Here is a 22161-nt window from a genome sequence, read left to right on the forward strand (position 1 = left end):
GCCGAGTGAATTGCAAGGATATTCCGGTGAGGATGCGCGAGTCGGTTACAATGCCGGTCGGACGGGCCTCCTCGCATGGTGGCGCGGTCAACCTGGTCAGGTCGGGAACGAAGCAGCCACAGCCGTTTTCCGCCAGTGCCGAGGGTCAGGCTCGTCCCCCTTCTCTTTTCCCTTCTGCATTGCCCCTCCCCCGTTTGTTTGTGTCGCCCGCGTCAGAACAGCGCGCCCTGGCTATCGTCACGTGACGACTGTGCTGGCTTGCGTAGCGATTCCAGCAGCGACTCCAAATCAATCCATTCACCCTGCGCAGTCGCCACACCTGCTCGCACCGTGCGGCCCAGGTACATCGGTGTGACGGCGGCCACGTAGCCGCGCAACTGGTCTGCATAGGCAGCACGCTCGACCGGCAAGAGACGCAACTTGTAGTCCACCACCAGGATGTCATCGCCGCGCTCGATCAGGCGATCGATGCGCAGCAATGCGCCGTCGGGGCTGAAGAGCTCGATTTCGTTGTGGGCCACGTCGAAGTGCGCGGGGTCGAACACGTGCGTCAGGGCTTTGGAAGCTAGCATGCGGTGCACGGCTTCGGCAGCGCGGGCGGCATCGGCTTCCGTCGCACCGGTTGCGCCGAACCAGCGCGCGACGGTTGCTGCGTCCGGTGTCTGCTCGGGCACGCCGCGGCGCGTCAGACGCTCCAATACGGCGTGCAGCAATTCGCCTTGCGCGACAGCGCCCTGATCGAATACCGGATCGCCCGCGCCGTCCGCCTGTGCGACAGCGCTACCGACACGCACCGCGACCGTGAGCGGCGCGCGGAAATCGTGATACGAGACAACCTCGGCTTCAGCAGCAAAGACATCCGTATTGGCAGCAGCCTCAACCACCGGCGCGGGTGAAGCCACACCCGCCGTTGCCAGCAACGTGTACCAGCTTGCGGTGCCATCTACATCCGGCACGTCACCCTCGTCTGTTGCTTGCGCCGCAGACCCGTCGCGCTTGTTGGCCACGCCAGAGACGATCAACGCCTGCCGTGCGCGCGTCATTGCCACGTACAGCAGGTTCCAGTTTTCGCGCTGGGCAAGCGACTCTTCCTGCTTGAACAACGGGTCGCGTGCAAGGCCGCGTTCAGCCGTCTTGCCGAAGGCGGAGAAATGCGTGGGCGCTTCAGCCCCTGGCGGCCAGTCGATCAGGATGCCGGCACTGTCGGCGCGCGTGTCGCTGTGGTGGGTGTCGAGCAGCACCACGAACGGCGCCTCCAACCCCTTCGATGCGTGCACAGTCAAGATCTGCGCAGCATCCAGTCCTTCGCCTGCGAGTTCGGCGTCGATGGCGTCTGGCGCTTCAGCGGCATCGCTCTGCATACCTTCGTCGGGGCTTTCATCTTCATCGCCCTGACGGATGGCGCGCAGCTCGGCCATGAACTTGGGCAGGCTCGGGTAGCGGCCGCCGTCCAGGTCGAGCGCGAGCTTGAGGAACGCATCCAGGTTCGCAAGCACCTGTTCGCGATTGGCGGCCGGTGCACATTCGGCGTAACTGCGCTTAAGCTCGCCGGTATAGACGATATGGTCGAGCAGGTCGTGCACGGGCAGCGTGGGTGCCACTGCCAGCCAGCGTGACAGCATACGATGCGCGTGGCGCAACGCTGGGGCAGTCTCGGCTTGCTGTGCCAGCATGCTCAGGCGGGCCCACCACGTTCCATCGACTGCCTGCGCGAGCCGGATCAAATCGTCATCAGACGCCGCAAAGATCGGGCTGCGCAACACGTGCGCGAGCGACAGATCCGCTTGCGGCGTCATCAAGAAGTCCAGCAGCGCACACAGATCCAGCGCTTCAAGCGTTGCCAGCAAGCCGCCTCTGCGCGGGCTCATGTACGGCACACCGCCGTCGCGCAGCGCGCGTTCATAGTCGGCCAGATAGCGCTTGCGGCGAACGAGCAATTGGAAGTCGCTCCAGCGCACCGGGCGTTCGACGCCGTTCTCGCGGATGCGCTCTCCGGCGTGCAGCGCGCGCAGGCAAGCAGCCACTTGCCGGCCCTCGTCATAGCGCTGGGAGTCACCGGCCTCTTCGCGCGGTTCGGTGAGCGTGTCGCGCGGTGTGGCTGCGTCGGCTTCTGCCGCTTCAGGCACAGGCACCAGCGGCAGCAGCAACGCCTGCCCGATGGGCGCATCGACTGCTGTGCTTTGCTCCGCGTAGATCGGATAGTCACCCCGGGCGCGCGCCTGCAGGAACACGGCGTTCACCCACTCCAGCACGGCCGGTGCATTACGGCGCGTCCGGTTGGTGCGCAGCACGGTGGCGTTGAAGTCCGCGACGAGCATCTCGCGTGCGGCGTCAAACAAGCGTGCATCCGCACGGCGAAAACGATAGATCGACTGCTTCGGATCGCCCACTAGAAACACGCTCGGTTGCGTGCCCGTACCCGCATAGCCGGCAAGCCAGCCTTGCAGAATGCGCCACTGCATCGGGTTCGTGTCCTGAAACTCGTCGAGCAGCAGATGCTTGTAGCGAGCATCAAGCCGCACCTGCAGGTAAGCCGCCGTCTCTTCGTCCTGCATCAGGCGGGCGGCTTCCCATTCCAGGTCGGTGAAGTCCATTGCGCGCGCCTGGCGCTTGTAGGCCTGATAGCGATCGATGAGTGCATCGCCCAAGGTGAATAACGCCGCGTTGACGGCGCGCACGTGCATTTCCTGGCGGCGTGCCTGATAAACAGTCAGCGCCTCACACACGGCGGCATGCAGGGCAACCAAGGTTTGCGCCTGGTGGTCGCCAATCGCCTTGATGAGCGCCTTGGTCGGCTTGCAGGCGCGCGCCTTGCCGGCTTGCGTATGGAACGCGCCGAAAAGGTCATCGAAAGCCTGCTTGCGGGCGGATGCATCCGATGCATCGATCGAACGTGCGGACGTGGCTGCCATTTCAATCTGCGTCGCGCGTTTGCCTTCGGTCGCACCACCCTGCCCTAACCAGCCGGATATGCGCAGCATGTCGGCCAGCAAGGTTTGGTTTTGCAACGCTTCGATCAGCGGATCGGTATGTGCGTCGTCGCCGAGCAGGTCATCGAGCGGGTTCAGCGGATGCTCGCCGGCTTGCGCCTTGTAGGCCCACCAGTCGCTGCGCTGATGGAACATGGCGTCAAGCAAGCGCCCAGCCTGAAAGTCACCCACCAAGTCCGCAAGCGTCTCGTACACGGCGCGCAGCTCGGCGTGATCTTCCGCCAGCAGTCCGCGCCAGAACGGCGCCCAGGCTTCACGGCGCAACCGCCCGGCATCTTCACGCAGCGATGCCCCTTGCGGCACGCCGGACGACAACGGCGCGCCACGCAGCAACGAACCAAACCAACCGTGGAACGTATCGATCGCCATGCGCTGCGGCGATTCCAACACGCGCGCATACAACCCGCGCGCCGATGCGATCAAACGTGGGGCCTCACGCTCGTCAACAGTGCGGGCGATCAGCTCACGCACAACGCCCTCGTCATCCGCACTGGCGAGTTGCGCGAGGATGTCCAGCAAGCGCTGGCGCATTTCTTCGGCCGCCTTGCGCGTGAAGGTGATGGCAAGAATGTCCGACGGCGCCGCACCGGCCAGTAGCAGGCGCAGCATGCGCGTCACCAGCAGCCATGTCTTGCCGCTGCCCGCGCAGGCCTCCACCACAACCGAGCGCAGTGGGTCACACGCAGCGCGCGAGAAGTCTTCGGGTGCGACCGGACTGCCGTCGCGTTCGTAAGCGTGGTCACTCATACCTGCCCCTCCGCCGGTTCGCGTGGGGCACCTTCGGTCCAGTACCCCTTGCGGCATAGGCCACGCGCTGCGCAATAGCGGCACGCCGATTCGTCGCCGAAGGCCGGCAACGGTGCGCCGGCAGCCAGGGCGGTCATGTCCTTCTCCATCTGTTCGAGCAGCCAATCCACCACTTGCCTGAAGTCCGGCAACGCAACGTCGCGTTTATCACCGCGCGCTTCACCGTCGAGCGAGACCCAGCCGCCCGCATCGGCACGCGTGTCGAGCACGCCGTAGAACGGCAACTGGCAATCCTCAAACGGCGTCTTGGCGCGTCGCACCAGCACCATGGGCGATTGCGTCTTGTAGTCCAGCACAGCCACGCCGTGTTCGCGATGCGCGTCGATGCGGTCTATGCGGCCGCGCAGGCGCAGGGGGCGCTCCGCATTTGGCCCACCAGGTAACGTGATCGATGTATCGACATCAACCTCACCCGCTTCAAAGTGCCAGCCCTCGGCCTCGCGCGCGGCCTGCCACGCCAGGTACGACGGCATCACGGCCTGCCAGCGACGATAGAAGCGCAACGCGTTGCCATCCTCCGCCAACATCGGGCCGAATTGTTCGTCAGTGATGGATTGCAGCAGCGCCCGTCGATCGACAAGGTCGTGTATCGGCGCGTCCAGCAAGTGCCGATGAAAGCGATGCAGGATCGCGTGCAGGACCTCGCCGACGTCGCGCTTCTCCAACTCGTCGGACACCTCCTCCAGCTCCCCCAACCGCAGCATGCGGCCGACGAAGAATTGGTATGGGCAGCGGCGCAGACTGTTATACGCCGCGGCACTGAGTGTGGATGGCACCAGCGCTGGCGCGGCCGGCGCGGGCATACCGGTCGGCTGAGGACGGGTCTGCAGGTTCGGCAGAACGACCGGCATGTCGATCCGCACACCCGCCACGGCCAGCCGCCGTTGCAAACGTTCCAGCCAACCGGAAAGACGGTTGGGCTCTCCGCGCCCACCGTGGCGCTGCCAGGTCAGCACAACTTCGGGCTGGTTGAGCAGCACCTCCGCCAAGTCGCGTGCCTGCTGAGCGAAACGTTGCGCGCGGTCCGGCAAGCCCAGCTCGCGACGCACGTCGTTCGAGAAGAACAGCCATTCCGGCTGCGCGGACGGCAACTGCGCATCGTCGCAACCGACCACCACTACGCCGTCGAAACGCCGCATGCGTGCGCCGTTCAACGGCAGGATGACGACACGCCGGTCCGCCGGTGGTGCCGGCTCGCTGAAGACAGCCGATTCGAGCAGCATCGACAGCAGCGCGCGCCATTCCGTGAGTGAGAAGCGCGCAGCTGCATCCGTACTACCGTGTACGGACGCACGCAGCCGGTCGATCCAGTCGAGCAACTGGCGCCCCGCATCATCGTTCTGCAGGCCAGTGCGCATGTGCAGGCGGTCGAGCGTCCCGGCCAGCAGCGTGACCCACGCTTCGAGCGTGGCGTTGCCAGCGCGACGCCACAACGCAGCTTCGTCGGCCAGCAGCCCTAGGCGGTCAGCCAAGCGACTGACCTGCGGCTCGCCGTCGGCCTCTTCGGCGGGGCGATCGGCCACCAGGCGGCGCAGACGCCCCCATCCACCCGACACGTTGTGCCTGCGGATGCGGCGCTCCAGTTCAGCCACCCACGCGGGCGTGGCGATGCCGGCATCTGCCGCAGTGTTGATATCACGTAAACAGAATGGGCTCTTGATGAGGTCGAGCAAGGCCGCGGTATCGCCGTCACCCTGCACCACGTCCACCCAGCGCATCAGTGCGGCGGCGGCGCGGGTGGTGGAAAGCTTCCAGCCGGTTTCATCGCGCACGGGCACGTTCACGCGCGCCAGCAACGCCCGCACACGCCGCGCGACGATGCGGTCCTGCGCCACCAGCGCAAGCGAGCGCCGCCCGGCATTCAGCCAATCGACCAGCGTGTGGGCGGCAAAGGCCGCCTCGTCCTCAAAACGTGCCGCACCTGCGATGTGCAAGACCGGTGAGGAAAGCTCGGTATCGGAATCCTCGTGCGCAGCCTGTGCCGGCGTGGCGCACTCGGGCCAGGCATGCAACAGCAGATCGCGAAAATCGGCATGCGTGGCCGGACTGCTGGGAGACACCACCTCGGGCGCGTTCCAGTCGTAACCGATCGCCAGCACGGGCACGTGTTCAGCTGCGCGCTGAAGGAAATCGAGATCAACGGCTTCGGGATCGGTCGGACTCATCCAGACCATCGGCCCCCGCAATGCCTCCAGCAGACGCCGCATGGCATGCAGCCGCACCGGAATGGGATCTGCCGCCCCCGACAACAACCGCCAGAACGTCAGCACGATGCGCGATTCCGTGCCAAGAAAGCGCTCGGACAACTGTGCGTACGTGCGCTCCAGCGCGTCGGCCAGCGCGGCTTCCAGCGCGGCTTCCAGCGCGTCAGGACGCTCCTGCGCATCGCTGTCGGCCGCATCAAGCGTGAGCCACCGCTGCGACAACTCGTCTGACACGGTGACCATCACCTGCGCCACTCCCCACAGCGCCGCATCATCCTGGGCACCGAGCGCTTCGCGCAACCACGCTTGCGTCTTGAGCGCTTGCTGCACGGCCAGCAGCCGCGAGAGCGTCGTACGTGCAGCAGGCAAACCCGGCTCAGGCGGCAGATCAAGCAGCCAGTGGCCAAGCGTCAGAATACGCGGCAGCAGCCGTGGCGTGCCGGACGCCAGAGCACTGGCATGGAGAGCGCTGCGCACACCCGGGATTTGCGCGGCAGTCGGCACGACGACCGTACCGGCGCCGGACGACTGCGCGTGCGCGTCCAGGAAGCGCCACGTCGCATCGGCGGCGCGGGAGAGAAATGCTGGGCCGGGCGCGAAGGCAAGCGTCTGCATGCGGCGAGGGAAGATGGCGATGAAGCGAGTGCAAAGACCGAGGCCGTCCCTATCGGCGTGATAGCGACAATCAACGGTTGAAAATGGGGGCGCCGGTACTATATCAGCAGCATACGCGCTGGCAGTGGCCGCAATGCACGCCGGTTCGCGTAATCGTGTAATGTATGGGTTCGGCGCACGTCGCCAGCTATTACGAAATAACAGAGGTTCCCGCCATGAGCGAACAGATCAAGTATGTGAGCGACGCGTCCTTCGAGGCCGATGTGCTCAAGTCCGACAAACCCGTGCTCGTCGATTTCTGGGCTGAATGGTGCGGTCCGTGCAAGATGATCGCCCCGATCCTGGACGAAGTCTCCAAGGACTACAGCGAGAAGGTACAAATCGCCAAGATCAACGTCGATGAGAACCAAGGCGTGCCGGCCAAGTTCGGCATTCGCGGTATCCCGACGCTGATCCTGTTCAAGAACGGCGCCGTGGCCGCCCAAAAGGTGGGGGCACTGTCCAAGTCGCAACTCACCGCGTTCCTGGATAGCCACCTGTAAGTCGATATTCGACCGCGGCGCGGAGCGCATCCCGCCGCCCAGGTACAACGCTGGCAATCTTCCGCCTGGAAGCCTGCCAGCGTTGTGCTAAGATTGCACCGAATCTGTTTCCCCGAGCGTTCGCTCGACCTGTTCCCCCTCCCCCCGTTTCTCCCTCTTTGTGCCTTGCTGCCCATTCGGGCCCTTCCCTCATCTTTCGTCTATGCATCTGACAGAACTGAAATCCCTGCACGTGTCCCAATTGCTGGAAATGGCGGGACAGCTGGAGATTGATAACGCGCAGCGCATGCGCAAACAAGAGTTGATGTTTGCCATCCTGAAAAAGAAGGCGAAACAGGGGGAAACGATTTTCGGTGACGGCACGCTCGAAGTGCTGCCCGACGGCTTCGGTTTTCTGCGCTCGCCGGAAACGTCGTATCTGGCCAGCACGGATGACATCTACATCAGCCCGTCGCAGATTCGCCGTTTCAATCTGCACACCGGCGACACGATCGAAGGCGAAGTCCGCACCCCGAAGGACGGCGAGCGCTACTTCGCGCTGGTGAAGGTCGACAAGGTCAACACGCAGCCTCCCGAGGCGGTCAAGAACCGCATCATGTTCGAGAACCTGACGCCGCTGCATCCGAACAAGCCGCTCATCCTCGAACGCGATATCAAGGCCGAAGAGAACATCACCGGCCGCATCATCGACATGATCGCCCCGATCGGCCGCGGCCAGCGCGCGCTGCTGGTGGCGTCGCCCAAATCGGGTAAGACCGTGATGCTGCAGCACATTGCGCACGCCATCGCGACCAACCACCCCGAAGCCGAGCTGTTCGTGCTGCTGATCGACGAGCGCCCGGAAGAAGTGACCGAAATGCAGCGCACCGTGCGCGGCGAAGTGGTGGCGTCGACGTTCGATGAACCGGCCGTGCGCCACGTGCAAGTGGCCGAAATGGTCATCGAAAAGGCCAAGCGCCTAGTCGAACTGAAGAAGGATGTGGTGATCGTGCTGGACTCGATCACGCGTCTGGCGCGCGCCTACAACACCGTGGTGCCAACCTCGGGCAAGGTGCTGACCGGTGGTGTCGATGCCAACGCGCTGCAGCGCCCGAAGCGTTTCTTCGGTGCGGCACGTAACCTGGAAGAAGGTGGTTCGCTGACCATCATCGGCACGGCGCTGATCGAAACCGGCAGCCGCATGGACGACGTGATCTACGAAGAGTTCAAGGGCACCGGCAACATGGAAGTGCACCTCGAGCGCCGCCTGGCCGAGAAGCGTGTCTACCCCGCCATCAACCTGAACAAGTCGGGCACCCGCCGCGAAGAGCTGCTGATCAAGCCGGACATCCTGCAGAAGGTGTGGATTCTGCGTAAGTTCATCCACGACATGGATGAAGTCGAGGCGATGGAATTCCTGCTCGACAAGCTCAAGTCGACCAAGAACAACGCCGAGTTCTTTGACATGATGCGACGCGGCGGCTGAGTCTCTCTAGGCTTCTCCGGCACGTACCGAAAAGCGCACCCGCAACGGTGCGCTTTTTTATTGCCGCGTCAACAGCTTGATTTGGCAGCGGATTTCCTCGGCAAAGTTGTGAAATTCGCTAGTTCATTTGCATTACGAGCGCGGCGCGCAACCGTTTGCTTCCCTCGTCCTTAAACGTCATCGCAAAAGAGAAACACGGCAACCATACTGCAAACCTGCCTGGGCCGAGCCGCTTGATCCAGAGCAGGAGGGAATCACCAAAAATCGAACGGGGGAAACCATGCGAGAAGCGTCGCTGGAATGTACTGGTGCGTGCCGAACCGTCGTAGTCGCGTCACGTGCGGGGATGGGGGAGATCGATGAAACGATTCTGGGAGCAGACTGGCACGTGCGGCGCGTAACATCGATGCGCGAGCTTGGCTGCGCCATTCGAGACGGTGTGCCCAAGGCCGGGTTGATCGATTTCAGCAGTGCCTTTTCGGCGGCCGATCTCGATCTGCTCGAGCGTTGCATGCAGGTGCCGCGCGTGGGCTGGGTCGCCGCGCTGCCGCCCGCCATGCTGAGCCATGAACGTGTACGGCAGCTCGTGCGCGATTACTGCGTCGACTATGTGCAGATGCCGCTGCGCACGGAAGAGACCGCGTACTCCCTGCGTCATGCATGGGGCATGGCGTCCCTCGCGCAGGAAGCAACGCCCGCTCCCAAAGGGAACAATGCCCGCATGCTGGGCGAATGCCCGGCCATGCACAACCTGTTCCGCGCCATTCGCAAGGTTGCGCAGAACAGCGCACCGGCCTTCATCGCCGGCGAATCGGGTACGGGCAAAGAGTTGACCGCGCAGGCCATCCACGAGGCCTCGGCACGTGCGAGTGGTCCGTTCATCGCGATCAACTGCGGCGCGATCCCCCCTCACCTGATTCAGTCCGAGCTGTTCGGCTATGAGAAAGGCGCCTTCACCGGCGCGCACCAGCGCCATATCGGCTGGGTCGAGCATGCCAACGGCGGCACGCTGTTCCTCGATGAAATCGGCGACCTGCCGCTGGAAAGCCAGGTGAGCCTGCTGCGCTTCCTGCAGCAAGGCACGATTACGCGGCTGGGCGGGCATCAGGCGATTCCGCTGGACATCCGCATCATCTCGGCCACGCACGTGGATCTGGAGGCGGCCCAGCATCACGGTGGATTCCGCACCGACCTCTTCCACCGCCTGTGTGTGCTGACGTTGTCGGTACCGCCGCTGCGTGAGCGCGGCAGCGACATCGTGCTGCTCGCCGAACACATCCTCGCCCAGCACGCGAGCGAAGCCTCGCACCGCATCCGCGGTTTCACGCCGTGCGCGCTGCACGCGATGATGCATTACCCGTGGCCGGGCAACGTGCGCGAACTGATCAACCGCGTGCGCCGCGCGCTGGTGATGACGGACAACCGCAAGATCTCCGCTGCAGACCTGCACCTGGAAGGCTACGCATCCGTATCGGGCCAGACGCTGGAAGAAGCGCGCGAAGGCGCCGAGTCCGATGCCATCCGCACGGCCATCGCCCGCAACGGGTTCCATATGGGCATGACGGCGCGCGAGCTGGCGGTGTCCCGCGTGACGCTGTACCGGTTGATGCAGAAGCACGGCATCCGCGCGGAACATCCGTTGCATTCGGCTTCGGCCTGATCTCATCGCCGGTCTTCCTTATCGTGTCGGGGCGGAGCCTGCGTGCTGCGCCCCGATTGTTTTGGGCGGTCGCCCTATGCAGTAGTTGCATAACAGGCAATGCCGTTTCGGAGCCTGTTGCGCAACGCAGCCCTGGTCACCGTATGCGCAGTGGCGCCAGGGCTGCAAAAGCAATCGGATTGGCTTGCATGTTGATTTCCCCTGCCTGAATTGCCGTTATAAAAAAGTGCCCGCCGGGGGACGGAGCACGAAAGCGTTGGACGTGACACGCCCCGTCTGCGCCACCGCGTCCGGCAGTGCACCGCCGGCGGATGGTTCAATCTGGTGACACTGCGTGAATGCAATGGATGCTCGGCGCCGACAAGCACGTTGCGGCAACGCTACGCTTGCAACGCACATTGGCCGTACCTCGAGCCGCGCCAGCCGATGCACGGCGGTACACCCGCCCACGCCCCAAGCATCGGCTTCGTCACAGAGGCCCTTCAACCGGACACCCCGTGACCGTGCTGCAACCGTGCAAATCAACGTAAAAGCGACGCTCGGATGGCTCAACAGTGCGGCTTCCAAAACTGTCCCCAAATACGGGCGATAGCACCGCATGCGCTTGCCCGCAACCGCTGCACCTGCGATGGCTGGCGTGCCGCGCCCGCACACACTGTGAAGATCCGTCTGATGGGCCTTGAGCATGGCACCGGCCCGTCGCCCAACCCCCACTTCCGGGGGGATTGCGCCCTGCCCCTCACGCGATGGATTGTTAAGCCACGCATGCGACGTACTCAGTTCGCCGTCGGAGAGCACCGACATGACAGGGCCGCTGGACAGATCGAATGCGCGGGTGGGATAAGGACCGAGCGCAGTTCGCACCGGCAACGTATCGGTGGGAGCGCCTCGATAGGCGATACGCAGTGCGAATGTGCGCTGTTTGATGATGTCGCCGTCTTCTGCGAGCGCCGGCACCATGACGACCATGGCCGCATGACTCGCGACCATTCCGGTCATATCGATCGTCCACCAGAACGGCAATCGACGAGCACGGCGCTGCGCGGATATTGGCATGGCTCGGTCCTCCCGAATGACGGTGGAGCGACATCCGTGCCAAGACGATTAAAGCCTTGTTTTTACGGGATATTCAGCACGTGGAAGATCAATCGCTCCGGTTTGGCGGGTGTTTTTGTGTCATGGTCGAAACAGCCATCGCCGCAAAACCTGGCCGAAGGGTCGAACGCTTCCATTGAGTGAATGACGCGCCCTGGCGAACACTGGTCTACAGTAGCCAGAATGCGTCAACGAGGGTCCCGAGGCATGGCCGTGGCGCCTGTCATTTTCGTGATACGCCACTAAAATGATTCGGAACGGGGGTCTGCTCCGGCCTGTTTCTCGCTTGGAGCGACGAAGGATGTTCGCAAGATCGGTAACAGGTCGAGAACAACGATGAACACTGTTTTGATCGAAGCCCATCCGTTGGTGCGTACGGGCATTGCGCACCTGCTGCGGACGCTCAAGGGCGTCACCGGCGTCACCGTCGTCGAACCGGACGACGGCATGTTTGACGCCATCGAAGCCAATGCCGACGCAGGCCTGCTGGTGATCGGCCTGCCGCTCCCACATCTGGACGAGCTCTCTGCCATCGGCGAGATCATGCACAGGCCGCACGCGCGCCACGTGGTCGTGCTGGCCGAATCCGAATCCCCCGACATCATCCGCACGCTCATGCAGATGGGCTTGTCGGGCTATACGCTCAAGCATTCGCCCGGCGAGGTTATCGCGGCTTCGCTGGAGCTGGTGCTGGTGGGTGGGCAGTACATCCCGGCCAGCGCGCTGCTGCCGGAGTCTCGCCTAGACGGCACACCCAATCCCGCGCTTGCCGGTGATCCGCAAACCGATCCCAAGCTGCTGGGCATTACGCCGCGCCAGTACGAGATTCTGGTGCTGCTGTCGCGCGGGCACCCGGTCAAGACCATCAGCCGCATGCTGAATATCTCCGAGGCCACCGCCAAGGCGCATATCAGCACGCTGTACCGGCGCCTGAAAGTCCGCAGCCGCACTGAAGCCGTGTACGTCGCCAATCAGCGCGGCGCGCGGCTGTTGTCTGTGGCCTGACCCCACCAGGGACGAAAGCACGCGCCGATATACTGGGCGCATGCTTTCATCCGTTTTCCGCTGGTTCTCCGGCCGCGCGCGCTCGCGGCGTCTGGCGCGCTACGCCATCTCCGACACGCATTGGTCGCACGCGCTCGCTGGCCTGCCCTTTCTGCTGGATTGGCCCGAGACCGACCTGGTGCGCCTGCGTGAAACAGCCACGCTCTTCATCGCCGAGAAGGAATTCACCACCGCCCACGACCTGCCGCTCACCGACGACATGGTGATCAGCATTGCAGTACAGGCCAGCGTGCCGATCCTGGAGTTGGGCATCACGTGGTATCGCGGCTGGCGCGGCGTGGTCATCTACCCCGGCGAGTTCGTCATCCGCAAGGAGGTGATGGACGAAGACGGCGTCGTGCACAACGTGCGCGAAGAAGCTGCTGGCGAGGCGTGGGAGCACGGGCCAGTCATCCTCTCGTGGCAGGACATCGAGCTAGGCGGCGCGCTGGCCCAATCCGGCGCGCAGCCGTACAACGTGGTCATGCACGAGTTTGCACACAAGCTCGACATGCTCAACGGCGAGTCGGATGGCATTCCAGCGTTCTCCTCGCACCTGCATGCCGGCATCGATCGCGAGCAATGGGCCGACGACCTCTACGCCGAATACGACGCGTTTGCAGACCGCTGCGAGCGGATCCCGGAGCATCACTGGGACAGCGATCCCATCCTCTCTCTGCTCGATCCGTACGGCGCACAGCATCCGGCGGAGTTCTTCGCGGTGGCCTCCGAGGTGTTCTTTGTCGAACCCACCGCACTGCTCGATACGCTGCCCACGCTGTATGCGTTGCTGCAGGCGTTCTACCTGCAGGATCCGGCACGCCGCATGCTGCTTGCCGAGCAACGCCAGGAGGGGTTCCCGACATGACGACACGTCGCGTGCTTCACGCTGTTCTGTTTCTGCTCTCGTTGTGCTTCGATGCAGGTGCCATGTTTACTCAATCGGCAACGCCGCTCAATTTCAGCGCGATGTCACAGCTCGACGGTCAATCGGAAGCGCAAAGGGTGGACGCTGTCAGCAGATCCGTCCGCCCCGACACCCTGACGCCCGCAAAGATCGACGCCTGGACCGTGAATCTGGACACCTCGCTGCGCATGGGGGACAGCAAACCCTCGACCCGGACGGGCGCGGCACCCTCACAATCGAGTGCTTGGCTACGCCTTGATCCACGGGCGGCAAAAAAAGCGACCAATGCAGCGCTTTTCGGTGCGTAGCGGCCACGTATTTTGCAACCGGCGCGTTGCCCAAGCCCTTGTTTCTCTGGCATAATCGCCGTTTCTCCACCCGGCAAGTGATTCGACGGCTGGTCGCACGGTGCGATTTCTCACCAAAGCACCTGTAGCGCGTCTCGAGTTGGCTACCTCAACACCAGGGCCCATCATGAAAGAAGGCATTCACCCGAATTACCGCGAAGTCGTGTTCCAGGACATGTCCAGCGACTTCAAGTTCGTCACCCGCTCGACGATCCAGACCAAGGAAACGATCACGCTAGACGGCAAGGAATACCCGCTGGCCAAGATCGAAGTTTCGTCCGAATCGCACCCGTTCTACACGGGCCAGCAAAAGGTTCTGGATACGGCCGGTCGCGTCGAGAAGTTCCGCAACAAGTTCGGCAGCAAGATCGGCAAGGCTGCCAAGTAATACCAGCGCCGGAGACGGCTCACCTCATGGCCCGTCTCACTGGTCAAAAAAAGGCAGCTCCGGCTGCCTTTTTTGTTTCTCGGCACAATGGCAGGCCTCTTACCTGCCCCTTCTTACGATCTGCACGCCGCCGTGCAACCGCGGCCGGGCTCGCCTGGTCTGACACCCGATGAACACCACACGCGTCTCGCGCATCCGCCTGACTGCCGCCGCCACCCGTGAATTGCCGCGCTGGCTGCTGCTTGCCATCTGCGTGATCTACGGCCTGTCGGGCCTGTTCTCGCGCGACCCGTGGAAGAACGAAGACGCCGCCGGCTTCGGCGCGATGTGGACGCTAGCCACCGGCAACGCGCAAGACTGGTTGATGCCGAACATCGTCGGCCGCCCGGTCGCGCAAGCCGGCCCGCTGGTGTTCTGGATCGGCGGCGCATTCATCCGCGTATTCGGCCAGTGGTTTGGCCCGTCAGATGCGTCGCGCCTGGCGACGGCACTCTTCTTCTTTGTCACCTGTGCCTGCATCTGGTACGGCGCTTACCTGCTCGGCCGCCGCGCTGAAGTCCAGCCTTTCGAATTCGTCTTCGGCGGACAACCGAACTCACGCGACTACGGCCGCACGCTGGCCGACGGCGCCCTGCTGATCTTTCTCGCCTGCGTGGGCCTGGCGCAGCGCGGCCACGAGACCACGCCGCTGGTCGGCTCGCTATGCTTTGTCGCGGTGACGGCGTACGGGTTGATCCGCGCGCTCGACAAGCCCATCCAAGGCAGCCTGACTTACGGCATCGGCGTTGGGTGCCTGGCGCTTGCGGGCGGACCGATCCTGCCGCTCAGCATCACCGTCGCCGTGCTTGCCGCCGCGCGGGCAACACGCGTACTGCCGCTGCGCCCGCTGCTGACCGTGGCGCTGCCAGTGTCGGTGGTGCTCGGCTGCTCGTGGCCAGCCACGGCCTACCTGCTGGCCACCAACCCAAACGACGCCGTCGCCTTCGTTCGCGAGTGGGCACGCTTCGACCGCCACCAGTATGCTGGCCCAACCGCGCATTCGCTTGGCTACATTGCGCGCAACCTGCCGCTGTTCGCGTGGCCAGTATGGCCATTGGCCACATGGGCCTGGAAAAGCTGGGGCGGCATGCGCAAGGCGCCGCATATCGTGCTGCCGCTGGCCATGCTTGCCCCCCAGTTGTTGCTGCTTCTGTTGCAGCAGCAACCGAGTGACGACGGCTTCCTGCTGCTGATCCCGCCGATGGCCGTGATGGCCACGTTTGCCCTGCCAACACTCAAGCGTGGCGCCATCAGCGCAATCGATTGGTTTGCGCTGCTGGCCTTCACCGTTTTGGGCGGTACGGTATGGCTGCTGTGGATCGCCAAGATGACGGGCTTTCCGCCGCAACTTGCGCGCAACGTGTACCGCATCGTGCCTGGCTATCGGCCAGAGTTCAGCTGGACAGCGTTGGCCTGCGCACTGCTGGTGACGGCCGCGTGGGTGCTCATCGTCATATGGCGCACGTCGCGCGCACCCAAGGCCATCTGGCGCGCGGTGGTGATCTCTGCGGCCGGCACCACCCTGATGTGGGTGTTGATGATGACGCTGTGGCTGCCCACCATCAACTACGCCAAGACCTATCGCGATGTCGCACAATCGGCCGCACTCGCGCTGCCGCGCACGTATACCTGCGTGCAGCCGATTCGCATGGGCGATGCACAGCTCGCGTCGTTCGCCTACTTCGGCCACATCCGCTTCGGTAGCCCGGAAGACAGCTGCGACATCCTCCTGCGCCACGACCCGTACGACTACGGCGCACCTTCGCGCGTCTCGAACTATGAGTGGAATCTGATCTGGGAAGGCCGCCGCCCCGCCGACCGAGACGAGCACTTCCGCATGTACCGCCTGACGGAAGCTGGCGCCGCAACACATCCACCACCAACCCCATCCACCACGCGCCGGCGCAAGCTGCGCGAGTAACAGCACTGCAGCGCCCAATGTTCGCCACGGATGTCCGCCGTATTGCCGCACTCGCCTGGCCGGTTCTGATTGGCCAACTGGCCGTCATCGCCTTCGGAGTACTCGACACGGCGATGGCCGGGCGCGCATCGGCAGCAGATCTGGCGGCCATCGGACTCGGCGGGTCGATCTACGTCACCGTCTACATCAGCCTGATGGGCGTGCTTCAGGCGCTCTCGCCCATCGCAGGACAACTGTACGGCGCGCAAAGGCACAGCGAGATCGGTGAAGAAGTCCGCCAGGCCATCTGGCTTGGGCTGGCGCTGGCAGCCATCGGCATGCTGCTTCTGTGGTTTCCAGCCCCGCTGCTCCATCTGGCAAACGCCTCGCCGGAACTGGCGGAAAAGGCGACCGCCTATCTGCGCTATGAAGCACTCGCACTGCCTGCGGCGCTTGGCTTCCGGATCTACTCGGCGCTGAACAACGCGCTGTCGCGCCCGGTGATGGTAACGGTGCTGCAGCTCGGCGGCCTTGTGCTCAAGTTCCCGCTCAACGCGTTGTTCCTATACGGCGGCATGGGCATTCCGGCAATGGGCGGCCCGGGCTGTGCGCTGGCCTCCATGATCATCAGCTGGCTGTGGTTTGCCGCCGGCGCGGCCATCCTGATGCGCAATCCGGCATACAAGCCATTCAAGATTTTCACGCAGTTCTCGCCGCCGAATCGTGCGCGGCTATGGGCGTTGATCCGCCTGGGCGTACCGATGGGTTTCACCTACCTGATTGAGATCACCTCGTTCACGCTGATGGCGATCTTCATTGCGCGGCTGGGCACGGTGGTACTCGCCGGGCATCAGATTGCCGCCAACCTCGGGGCGGTGGCGTACATGGTGCCGCTGTCGCTGTCGATTGCGACCTCCACGCTGGCAGCACAATCGATCGGCGCCCGCGATCGCACAGCCGCGCGGCGCATCTCGTTGAACGGCATCAAGCTGGCAGTGATATGTGCGGCGATTGTCGGTGCCGCAGTGCTGATGCTCCGTCACGATTTGGTCAGCCTGTACACGCATGACGCGGCCGTCCTGGCGATTGCGGTGCCGCTGCTGCCCTTCATCGCGTTCTACCAGATGTTCGATGCATTGCAGGTGATGGCCGCGTTCATTCTGCGCGCCTACAAGATCGCGCTGATCCCAACCGTCATCTACGCGCTCTCGCTATGGGGCGTTGGTTTGGGCGGTGGCTATGTGCTTGGCTTCGGGCTTTTTGGAGACGGTGCCGCAGCACTGCGCGGGGCTGCAGGCTTCTGGGCAGCCAATGGCTTGAGCTTGATGGTGGCCGGCGCCCTGCTGGTTAGCTATTTCAACCGCGTCAGCCGCACTGCCTATTAAAGTCATGCGTTAAACGACGGATGACCTCCGGCTTTAAAAACACGGAGTCAGGGCAATTACCGCAATTGAATGGGAAGTAGAAAAGAAAAAACCCGCTGCAAGCAGCGGGTTTTGATTTGGCGGAGCGGACGGGACTCGAACCCGCGACCCCCGGCGTGACAGGCCGGTATTCTAACCGACTGAACTACCGCTCCGTGTCGGTTGCAAAACCAGCTAGAGACTGGCTTTGCGAATGAGCTTCTGGTTAAGCTCTTGTTATGGCGTCCCCTAGGGGATTCGAACCCCTGTACTCACCGTGAAAGGGTGATGTCCTAGGCCTCTAGACGAAGGGGACAGAAACTGTTTTGCAACGCTTTCTGTCTTACGCTGCGAAGTCCGCTATCATAACGTACTTCTTTGCGTTTTGGAAGCTTCTTTTCAAATTTATTTTTGAATCGAATCTTCCGGCATTTTGGTGGAGCTAAGCGGGATCGAACCGCTGACCTCTTGCATGCCATGCAAGCGCTCTCCCAGCTGAGCTATAGCCCCGATGCACTGCTTTGGGTACTGCCTGGGTTACTACCTTTTACTGCTTGCTTCTTACTGCAATTCGCTTCGTGTTGCAGCGAAAACAAGAGTATAGGGGAACTGTTTAGCGCTTGGCAATACCCTTTCGCAAATTTTTTTGCGGTGCACCCGTCACGCCGCCAAACGGCGCAGAACGACATCGCGGCCGAACAGTTCCAACACCGCGTCAATCGACGGCGTCTGCAGTTGACCAGCCACCAGCAAGCGCACCGGCATGGCCAGCTTGGGCATCTTCCAGCCCTGCGCAGCCAGCACTTCCTTGAAAGCCGCACCGATGGCCTCGCGCTTCCACTCAGGCAACGCGCCGAGCTTTTCGGTCAGTGCGGCAATACCAGGACGCACGTCGTCGGTCAGATGCTGCGCGGCGAGTTCCGGCTCGATGGTCAGATCCGTGCGGTAGAACAGCAGCGCAGTCTGTGCGACTTCGCGCAGCGTGTTGGCGCGATCCTTCACTAGCGCAATCACATCCGCTAGGACGGGGCCGCCATCAACCTTGCCGCCCAGTTCTTCAATGAACGGCTTCACCAGTTCAGCCAGACGGGCATTGTCGGCCTGCTTGATGTAGTGGTTGTTCAGCCAAGCGAGCTTCTCAGGGTTGTACTGCGCGGGCGACTTACCCAGATGTTCCAGATCGAACCACTCGACAAACTGCTCGCGCGAGAAGATCTCGGCATCGCCGTGTGCCCAGCCCAGGCGGGCCAGGTAGTTGACGATGGCTTCGGGCAGGTAGCCGGCATCGCGGTAGCCGGTCACGCTCATGGCGCCGTGGCGCTTACTCATCTTCTCGCCCTGCTCATTGAGCACGGTTGGCAAGTGGGCATAAACCGGCGGCGTGCCACCCAATGCGCGCAAGATGTTGATTTGGCGCGGCGTGTTGTTGACATGGTCGTCACCGCGGATCACGTGGGTGATCTGCATGTCCATGTCGTCGACGACCACGCAGAAGTTGTACGTGGGCGTGCCATCCGGGCGCGCGATGACGAGGTCGTCCAGCTCATCATTGGAGATTTCGATCCGACCCTTGACGGCGTCGTCCCACACCACGCTGCCGCCAATGGGGTTCTTGAAACGCATCACGGGCTGCACACCAGCCGGCGGGGTCGGCAGAACCTTGCCCGGCTCGGGGCGCCACGTGCCGTCGTAGCGGGGCTTTTCGCCGCGCTCGCGTTGTGCGTCGCGCAGAGCGTCGAGTTCTTCCGTGCTCATGTAACAGGGATAGACCAACTCCTGCTGGACCATCTGGGCGATCACCTCACGGTAACGGTCCATGCGCTGCATCTGATAGAACGGGCCTTCGTCGATGTCCATTTCCAGCCAGTCCATCGCTTCCAGGATCACATCAACGGCTTCCTGGCTGGAGCGCTCAACATCGGTGTCTTCGATACGCAGGATGAAATCGCCTTTCATCTTGCGAGCGAAGGCCCACGGATAAAGAGCCGAGCGAATGTTGCCGAGGTGGATGAAGCCGGTCGGGCTGGGGGCGAAACGGGTGCGGACGCGCTGAGTCATAGGAAGGGCGAAATGAACAAGGCCGCGCAACGGGATCATCAGCGGCCTCTGTCAAAACGCAAATTATAGCAACCGCGCCCTGCTCTCTTGCCGTCGCGTTCGCGTGGGGGCCACCCGGTTGGTACTGCCGGCGGGATGACTCAGCGGGCCAGCGGCAGCCATAGCATGAAGTGTGTGCCCGTCGGCCCTGAAAGCCAATCCACCCTGCCGCCGATGGCATGGGCGCGGCGTTGCTGATGGTGCAAACCCCGCGCGGTGGCGGTGCCCAGCGCCTGCCTGACGTCGAAGCCTTGGCCGTTATCGTCGATGCTCACCGTCACGCCCTCCCCCTCGCGGGCGTTGGCCACGCGAATCTCGCTGGCGCGGGTGTGATGGAGGATGTTGACGATGCTCTCCTTCACGATGCGCAGGACATGCAGTGCGCTGGAAGCTCCTACACCTCCCACCGCAGGGCGATGCCGGAGCCTTCCAGCCGAGGCTCCAGGCGAAAACGCAGCGTCGCCAGCAGGAGCAACAGGTCAGCTTCGATGGGCTCCATCGAGTCGATCGTCAGCTTCAGGTCATCCAGGCAGCCCTTGAAGATTTGCGAGACCTTGAGTGAAAGGCTCAGCCGAATGTCGCGGATGTGCACGACTGGCGCAAAAACGCCCGGTTCAAGGATGGCCCGCCCATCCAAGCACGCGTTGTCAAAGCAGGAGACGGGCAATTCCATCTCTGGCTTCACGACTGACGGCAGCGGTGCGCTCAGCCTGCCCTCGATCTTTGGCACAATGGCGACCGGCCGCGCACCTTCGCGCGGCACCTGGGCTCTCCAAATCGATCCATGCAACGCCGCCTCTTTCTGGGTGCCGCCGGCGCCTCCCTGCTCTCTGCCTGCACCGTGACGGGCTTTTCGTCCGGCAAGACTGAAACCCCCGTGACGCCACCGACGGCCGTGCTGCCGCCCACGGCACAGCCTGCCACCCAGCCCGTACGCATCGGGCTGGCACTGGGCGGTGGCGCCGCGCGCGGTTTCGCGCACATCGGCGTTATCAAGATGCTGGAGGCGCAAGGCATCCAGATCGACTTCATTACCGGCACAAGCGCAGGCAGCGTGGTGGCGGCCATCTACGCGTCGGGCATGTCCGGCCTGGAGATGAATCGCATGGCACTCAAGATGGACGAGGCCATGATTGCCGACTGGGCACTGCCGTTCGGCACGCGCTTTGGCGGCTGGCTCAAGGGCGAGGCGCTGGAGAAATACATCAACCGCCTCGTCAAGCAGAAGACCATCGAACAGATGCGCACTCCGCTGGGCATCGTTGCCACGGATCTAGCCAGCGGCAAGCCGATCCTGTTCCGCCGCGGCAATACTGGTCAGGCGGTGCGCGCGTCGTGCAGCATCCCCGGCGTGTTCCAACCGGTGACGATCGGCGGGCGCCAATATGTGGATGGCGGACTGGTGGCGCCAGTGCCCGTTTCGTACGTCAAGCAGATGGGTGCAACGTTCGTGATTGCGGTGAACATCTCCGCAGACCCATCCAACCAGGCGGTCTCGGGTCAGGCCAGCATGCTGCTGCAGACAACGGCCATCATGGGCCAGAGCATCAACAAGACCGAATTGGCGCAAGCCGACGTGGTGATCACGCCATCCTTGCCGTTTGTGAAGGGCAGCGACTTTACCGCGCGCAACGAGGCCATTCTCGCCGGCGAGCAAGCCGCACAGGCCGCCATGCCGCTGCTGCGCGAAAAGCTGCGCTTGCCGCAGACCGCCGTAACCGCACACTGACGCTGACTCGATGGGCAACAAAAAAGACCGCCGTGGCGGTCTTTTTTGTTTGGAGTCGAGCGGATCAGCCGCCATACAGTGCCAGCGGCTTGCCGGCAGCGTTTGGATCCACGCGCTTGAGCTGCTCGACAAAGTTGTCGGCACCGTCCTTGATCGGGGTGCCGGAGTTGCCTTCGATGCGACGTGCACCGTTGTAGCGCGACACCCAGTACGAGGCGGTCATGTCATCCACGCGAATCTTGCTGCCCGTGGAGGGCGCGTGTACAAACTTGTTGTCGCCGATATAAATGCCGACGTGCGAGAACGTGTGGCGCATGGTGTTGAAGAACACCAAGTCGCCCGGACGCAGTTCAGCCGTCTCGACGCTGGTGCCAACGCGGCTCATTTCAACAGCGCGGCGCGGCAGCAGAAAACCGAACGTGTCGTTGAAGACATAGCGGACGAAGCCGCTGCAGTCGAGGCCCGATTCCGGCGTATTGCCGCCGAAACGGTAGCGCAGACCAATCATGCCCAGCGCGTTCATGACGACGTCGCCGGTTTTGGTCATGACGTTGGAGATAAGACCAGGCTTGGCTTCCGGCTTCGCGTCGGCACGAACTTCCGTGTCCTTGAAGACCGTATCAGCCTGCACTGCACTCGACACGATCACGCTGCAGCCGATCACAACCCCTACCGCCAGGCGCGCCATGGAATGAAGTACGAAGTGCTGCATCGGTTCTCCTGGGAAAGTCGGAATGATCGGCTCTTTATGCGTGAATGCAAATGAGACGCGTCCGAATCCTGCTCAAAACAATCTCGCAGGATAATAAAAGTCACACTTTGACTTGTCAAAGGTCGTTACAAATTTGCCTGAATTCATATGCGAATCAGGCACTTAGACATGACTTTAGAAGCGCACCCTTACAATGCAGACCTTTCAAAACTGCACT

Annotated in this window: 15 protein-coding genes, 3 tRNA genes, 1 other RNA gene and 1 pseudogene; 11 read left to right on the forward strand and 9 right to left on the reverse strand. The window is 63.0% G+C overall.

The genetic code is table 11. The features are described 5' to 3' along the window. Positions 1 to 60 precede the first annotated feature (60 nt). Positions 61 to 159, forward strand: an RNA gene (gene ffs / locus F7R11_RS12345) — signal recognition particle sRNA small type. A 53-nt stretch (positions 160 to 212) separates the two neighbouring features. Here ffs and F7R11_RS12350 read toward each other — a convergent pair. Together F7R11_RS12350 and F7R11_RS12355 are read right to left on the reverse strand one after the other, a co-directional pair. After that, on the reverse strand, positions 213 to 3737 hold the full coding sequence (locus tag F7R11_RS12350; protein ID WP_064803867.1) for a UvrD-helicase domain-containing protein: 3525 nt from the start codon (positions 3735 to 3737) through the stop codon (positions 213 to 215). Beyond that, a complete protein-coding gene (locus F7R11_RS12355) occupies positions 3734 to 6616 on the reverse strand; it encodes a PD-(D/E)XK nuclease family protein (protein ID WP_064803869.1) in 2883 nt (960 codons plus the stop codon). Before F7R11_RS12355 ends, F7R11_RS12350 begins: the two co-directional genes overlap by 4 nt. 215 nt (positions 6617 to 6831) lie before the next feature. Here F7R11_RS12355 and trxA point away from each other — a divergent pair, with 215 nt between their 5' ends. The 3 genes from trxA (at position 6832) to F7R11_RS12370 (ending at position 10283) form a co-directional block, all read left to right on the forward strand. Beyond that, positions 6832 to 7158 carry a thioredoxin TrxA gene (gene trxA / locus F7R11_RS12360; RefSeq protein WP_021194165.1) on the forward strand — a complete coding sequence of 109 codons (327 nt, stop codon included), beginning with the start codon at positions 6832 to 6834 and terminating at the stop codon, positions 7156 to 7158. Between the two features lie 202 nt (positions 7159 to 7360). After that, complete coding sequence (gene rho / locus F7R11_RS12365; RefSeq protein WP_021194164.1) at positions 7361 to 8623, forward strand: transcription termination factor Rho; 1263 nt, start codon at positions 7361 to 7363, stop codon at positions 8621 to 8623. Between the two features lie 280 nt (positions 8624 to 8903). Continuing rightward, positions 8904 to 10283: a sigma-54 dependent transcriptional regulator gene (locus F7R11_RS12370; RefSeq protein WP_064803871.1), complete on the forward strand. Its 1380-nt coding sequence runs from the start codon at positions 8904 to 8906 to the stop codon at positions 10281 to 10283. A 216-nt stretch (positions 10284 to 10499) separates the two neighbouring features. Here the strand turns inward: F7R11_RS12370 and F7R11_RS12375 are convergent, their stop codons facing one another. Further along, entirely contained in the window at positions 10500 to 11339 is an 840-nt protein-coding gene (locus F7R11_RS12375; RefSeq protein WP_151180527.1) for a hypothetical protein, read from the reverse strand. A 375-nt stretch (positions 11340 to 11714) separates the two neighbouring features. On the opposite strand from F7R11_RS12375, the gene F7R11_RS12380 reads away from it, so the two are divergent. From F7R11_RS12380 to F7R11_RS12405, 6 genes are all read left to right on the forward strand, one after another. Next, the gene (locus F7R11_RS12380) at positions 11715 to 12383 is read left to right on the forward strand and encodes a LuxR C-terminal-related transcriptional regulator (protein WP_064803873.1); all 669 of its coding nucleotides are present in this window, start codon (positions 11715 to 11717) and stop codon (positions 12381 to 12383) included. A 40-nt stretch (positions 12384 to 12423) separates the two neighbouring features. After that, a complete protein-coding gene (locus tag F7R11_RS12385; RefSeq protein WP_064803875.1) occupies positions 12424 to 13290 on the forward strand; it encodes a M90 family metallopeptidase in 867 nt (288 codons plus the stop codon). Beyond that, the gene (locus tag F7R11_RS12390) at positions 13287 to 13637 is read left to right on the forward strand and encodes a hypothetical protein (RefSeq protein WP_064803877.1); all 351 of its coding nucleotides are present in this window, start codon (positions 13287 to 13289) and stop codon (positions 13635 to 13637) included. The genes F7R11_RS12385 and F7R11_RS12390 overlap by 4 nt, the downstream gene beginning before the upstream one ends. A gap of 166 nt (positions 13638 to 13803) precedes the next feature. Continuing rightward, the gene (locus F7R11_RS12395; RefSeq protein ID WP_021194158.1) at positions 13804 to 14064 is read left to right on the forward strand and encodes a type B 50S ribosomal protein L31; all 261 of its coding nucleotides are present in this window, start codon (positions 13804 to 13806) and stop codon (positions 14062 to 14064) included. 169 nt (positions 14065 to 14233) lie between these two features. After that, on the forward strand, positions 14234 to 16024 hold the full coding sequence (locus tag F7R11_RS12400) for an ArnT family glycosyltransferase (protein ID WP_064803880.1): 1791 nt from the start codon (positions 14234 to 14236) through the stop codon (positions 16022 to 16024). 17 nt (positions 16025 to 16041) lie between these two features. After that, entirely contained in the window at positions 16042 to 17388 is a 1347-nt protein-coding gene (locus F7R11_RS12405; RefSeq protein ID WP_064803882.1) for an MATE family efflux transporter, read from the forward strand. A 117-nt stretch (positions 17389 to 17505) separates the two neighbouring features. Here the strand turns inward: F7R11_RS12405 and F7R11_RS12410 are convergent. From F7R11_RS12410 to F7R11_RS12430, 5 genes and pseudogenes are all read right to left on the reverse strand, one after another. Then, positions 17506 to 17582, reverse strand: a tRNA-Asp gene (locus F7R11_RS12410). A 64-nt stretch (positions 17583 to 17646) separates the two neighbouring features. After that, positions 17647 to 17722: transfer RNA gene (locus tag F7R11_RS12415), tRNA-Glu, on the reverse strand. Between the two features lie 118 nt (positions 17723 to 17840). Then, positions 17841 to 17916: transfer RNA gene (locus F7R11_RS12420), tRNA-Ala, on the reverse strand. Between the two features lie 150 nt (positions 17917 to 18066). Further along, a complete protein-coding gene (gene gltX / locus F7R11_RS12425) occupies positions 18067 to 19464 on the reverse strand; it encodes a glutamate--tRNA ligase (protein ID WP_064803884.1) in 1398 nt (465 codons plus the stop codon). A gap of 140 nt (positions 19465 to 19604) precedes the next feature. Then, a pseudogene (locus F7R11_RS12430) lies at positions 19605 to 20059 on the reverse strand (sensor histidine kinase); the annotation flags it as partial. A gap of 228 nt (positions 20060 to 20287) precedes the next feature. On the opposite strand from F7R11_RS12430, the gene F7R11_RS12435 reads away from it, so the two are divergent. Then, positions 20288 to 21232, forward strand: a complete 945-nt coding sequence (locus F7R11_RS12435; RefSeq protein WP_021194153.1) for a patatin-like phospholipase family protein — start codon at positions 20288 to 20290, stop codon at positions 21230 to 21232. A gap of 64 nt (positions 21233 to 21296) precedes the next feature. Here F7R11_RS12435 and F7R11_RS12440 read toward each other — a convergent pair whose 3' ends face one another. Continuing rightward, on the reverse strand, positions 21297 to 21944 hold the full coding sequence (locus tag F7R11_RS12440; protein ID WP_021194152.1) for a C40 family peptidase: 648 nt from the start codon (positions 21942 to 21944) through the stop codon (positions 21297 to 21299). Positions 21945 to 22161: the final 217 nt, after the last annotated feature.

The sequence above is a fragment of the Ralstonia insidiosa genome (genome assembly GCF_008801405.1).
Taxonomy (GTDB): Bacteria; Pseudomonadota; Gammaproteobacteria; order Burkholderiales; family Burkholderiaceae; genus Ralstonia; species Ralstonia insidiosa.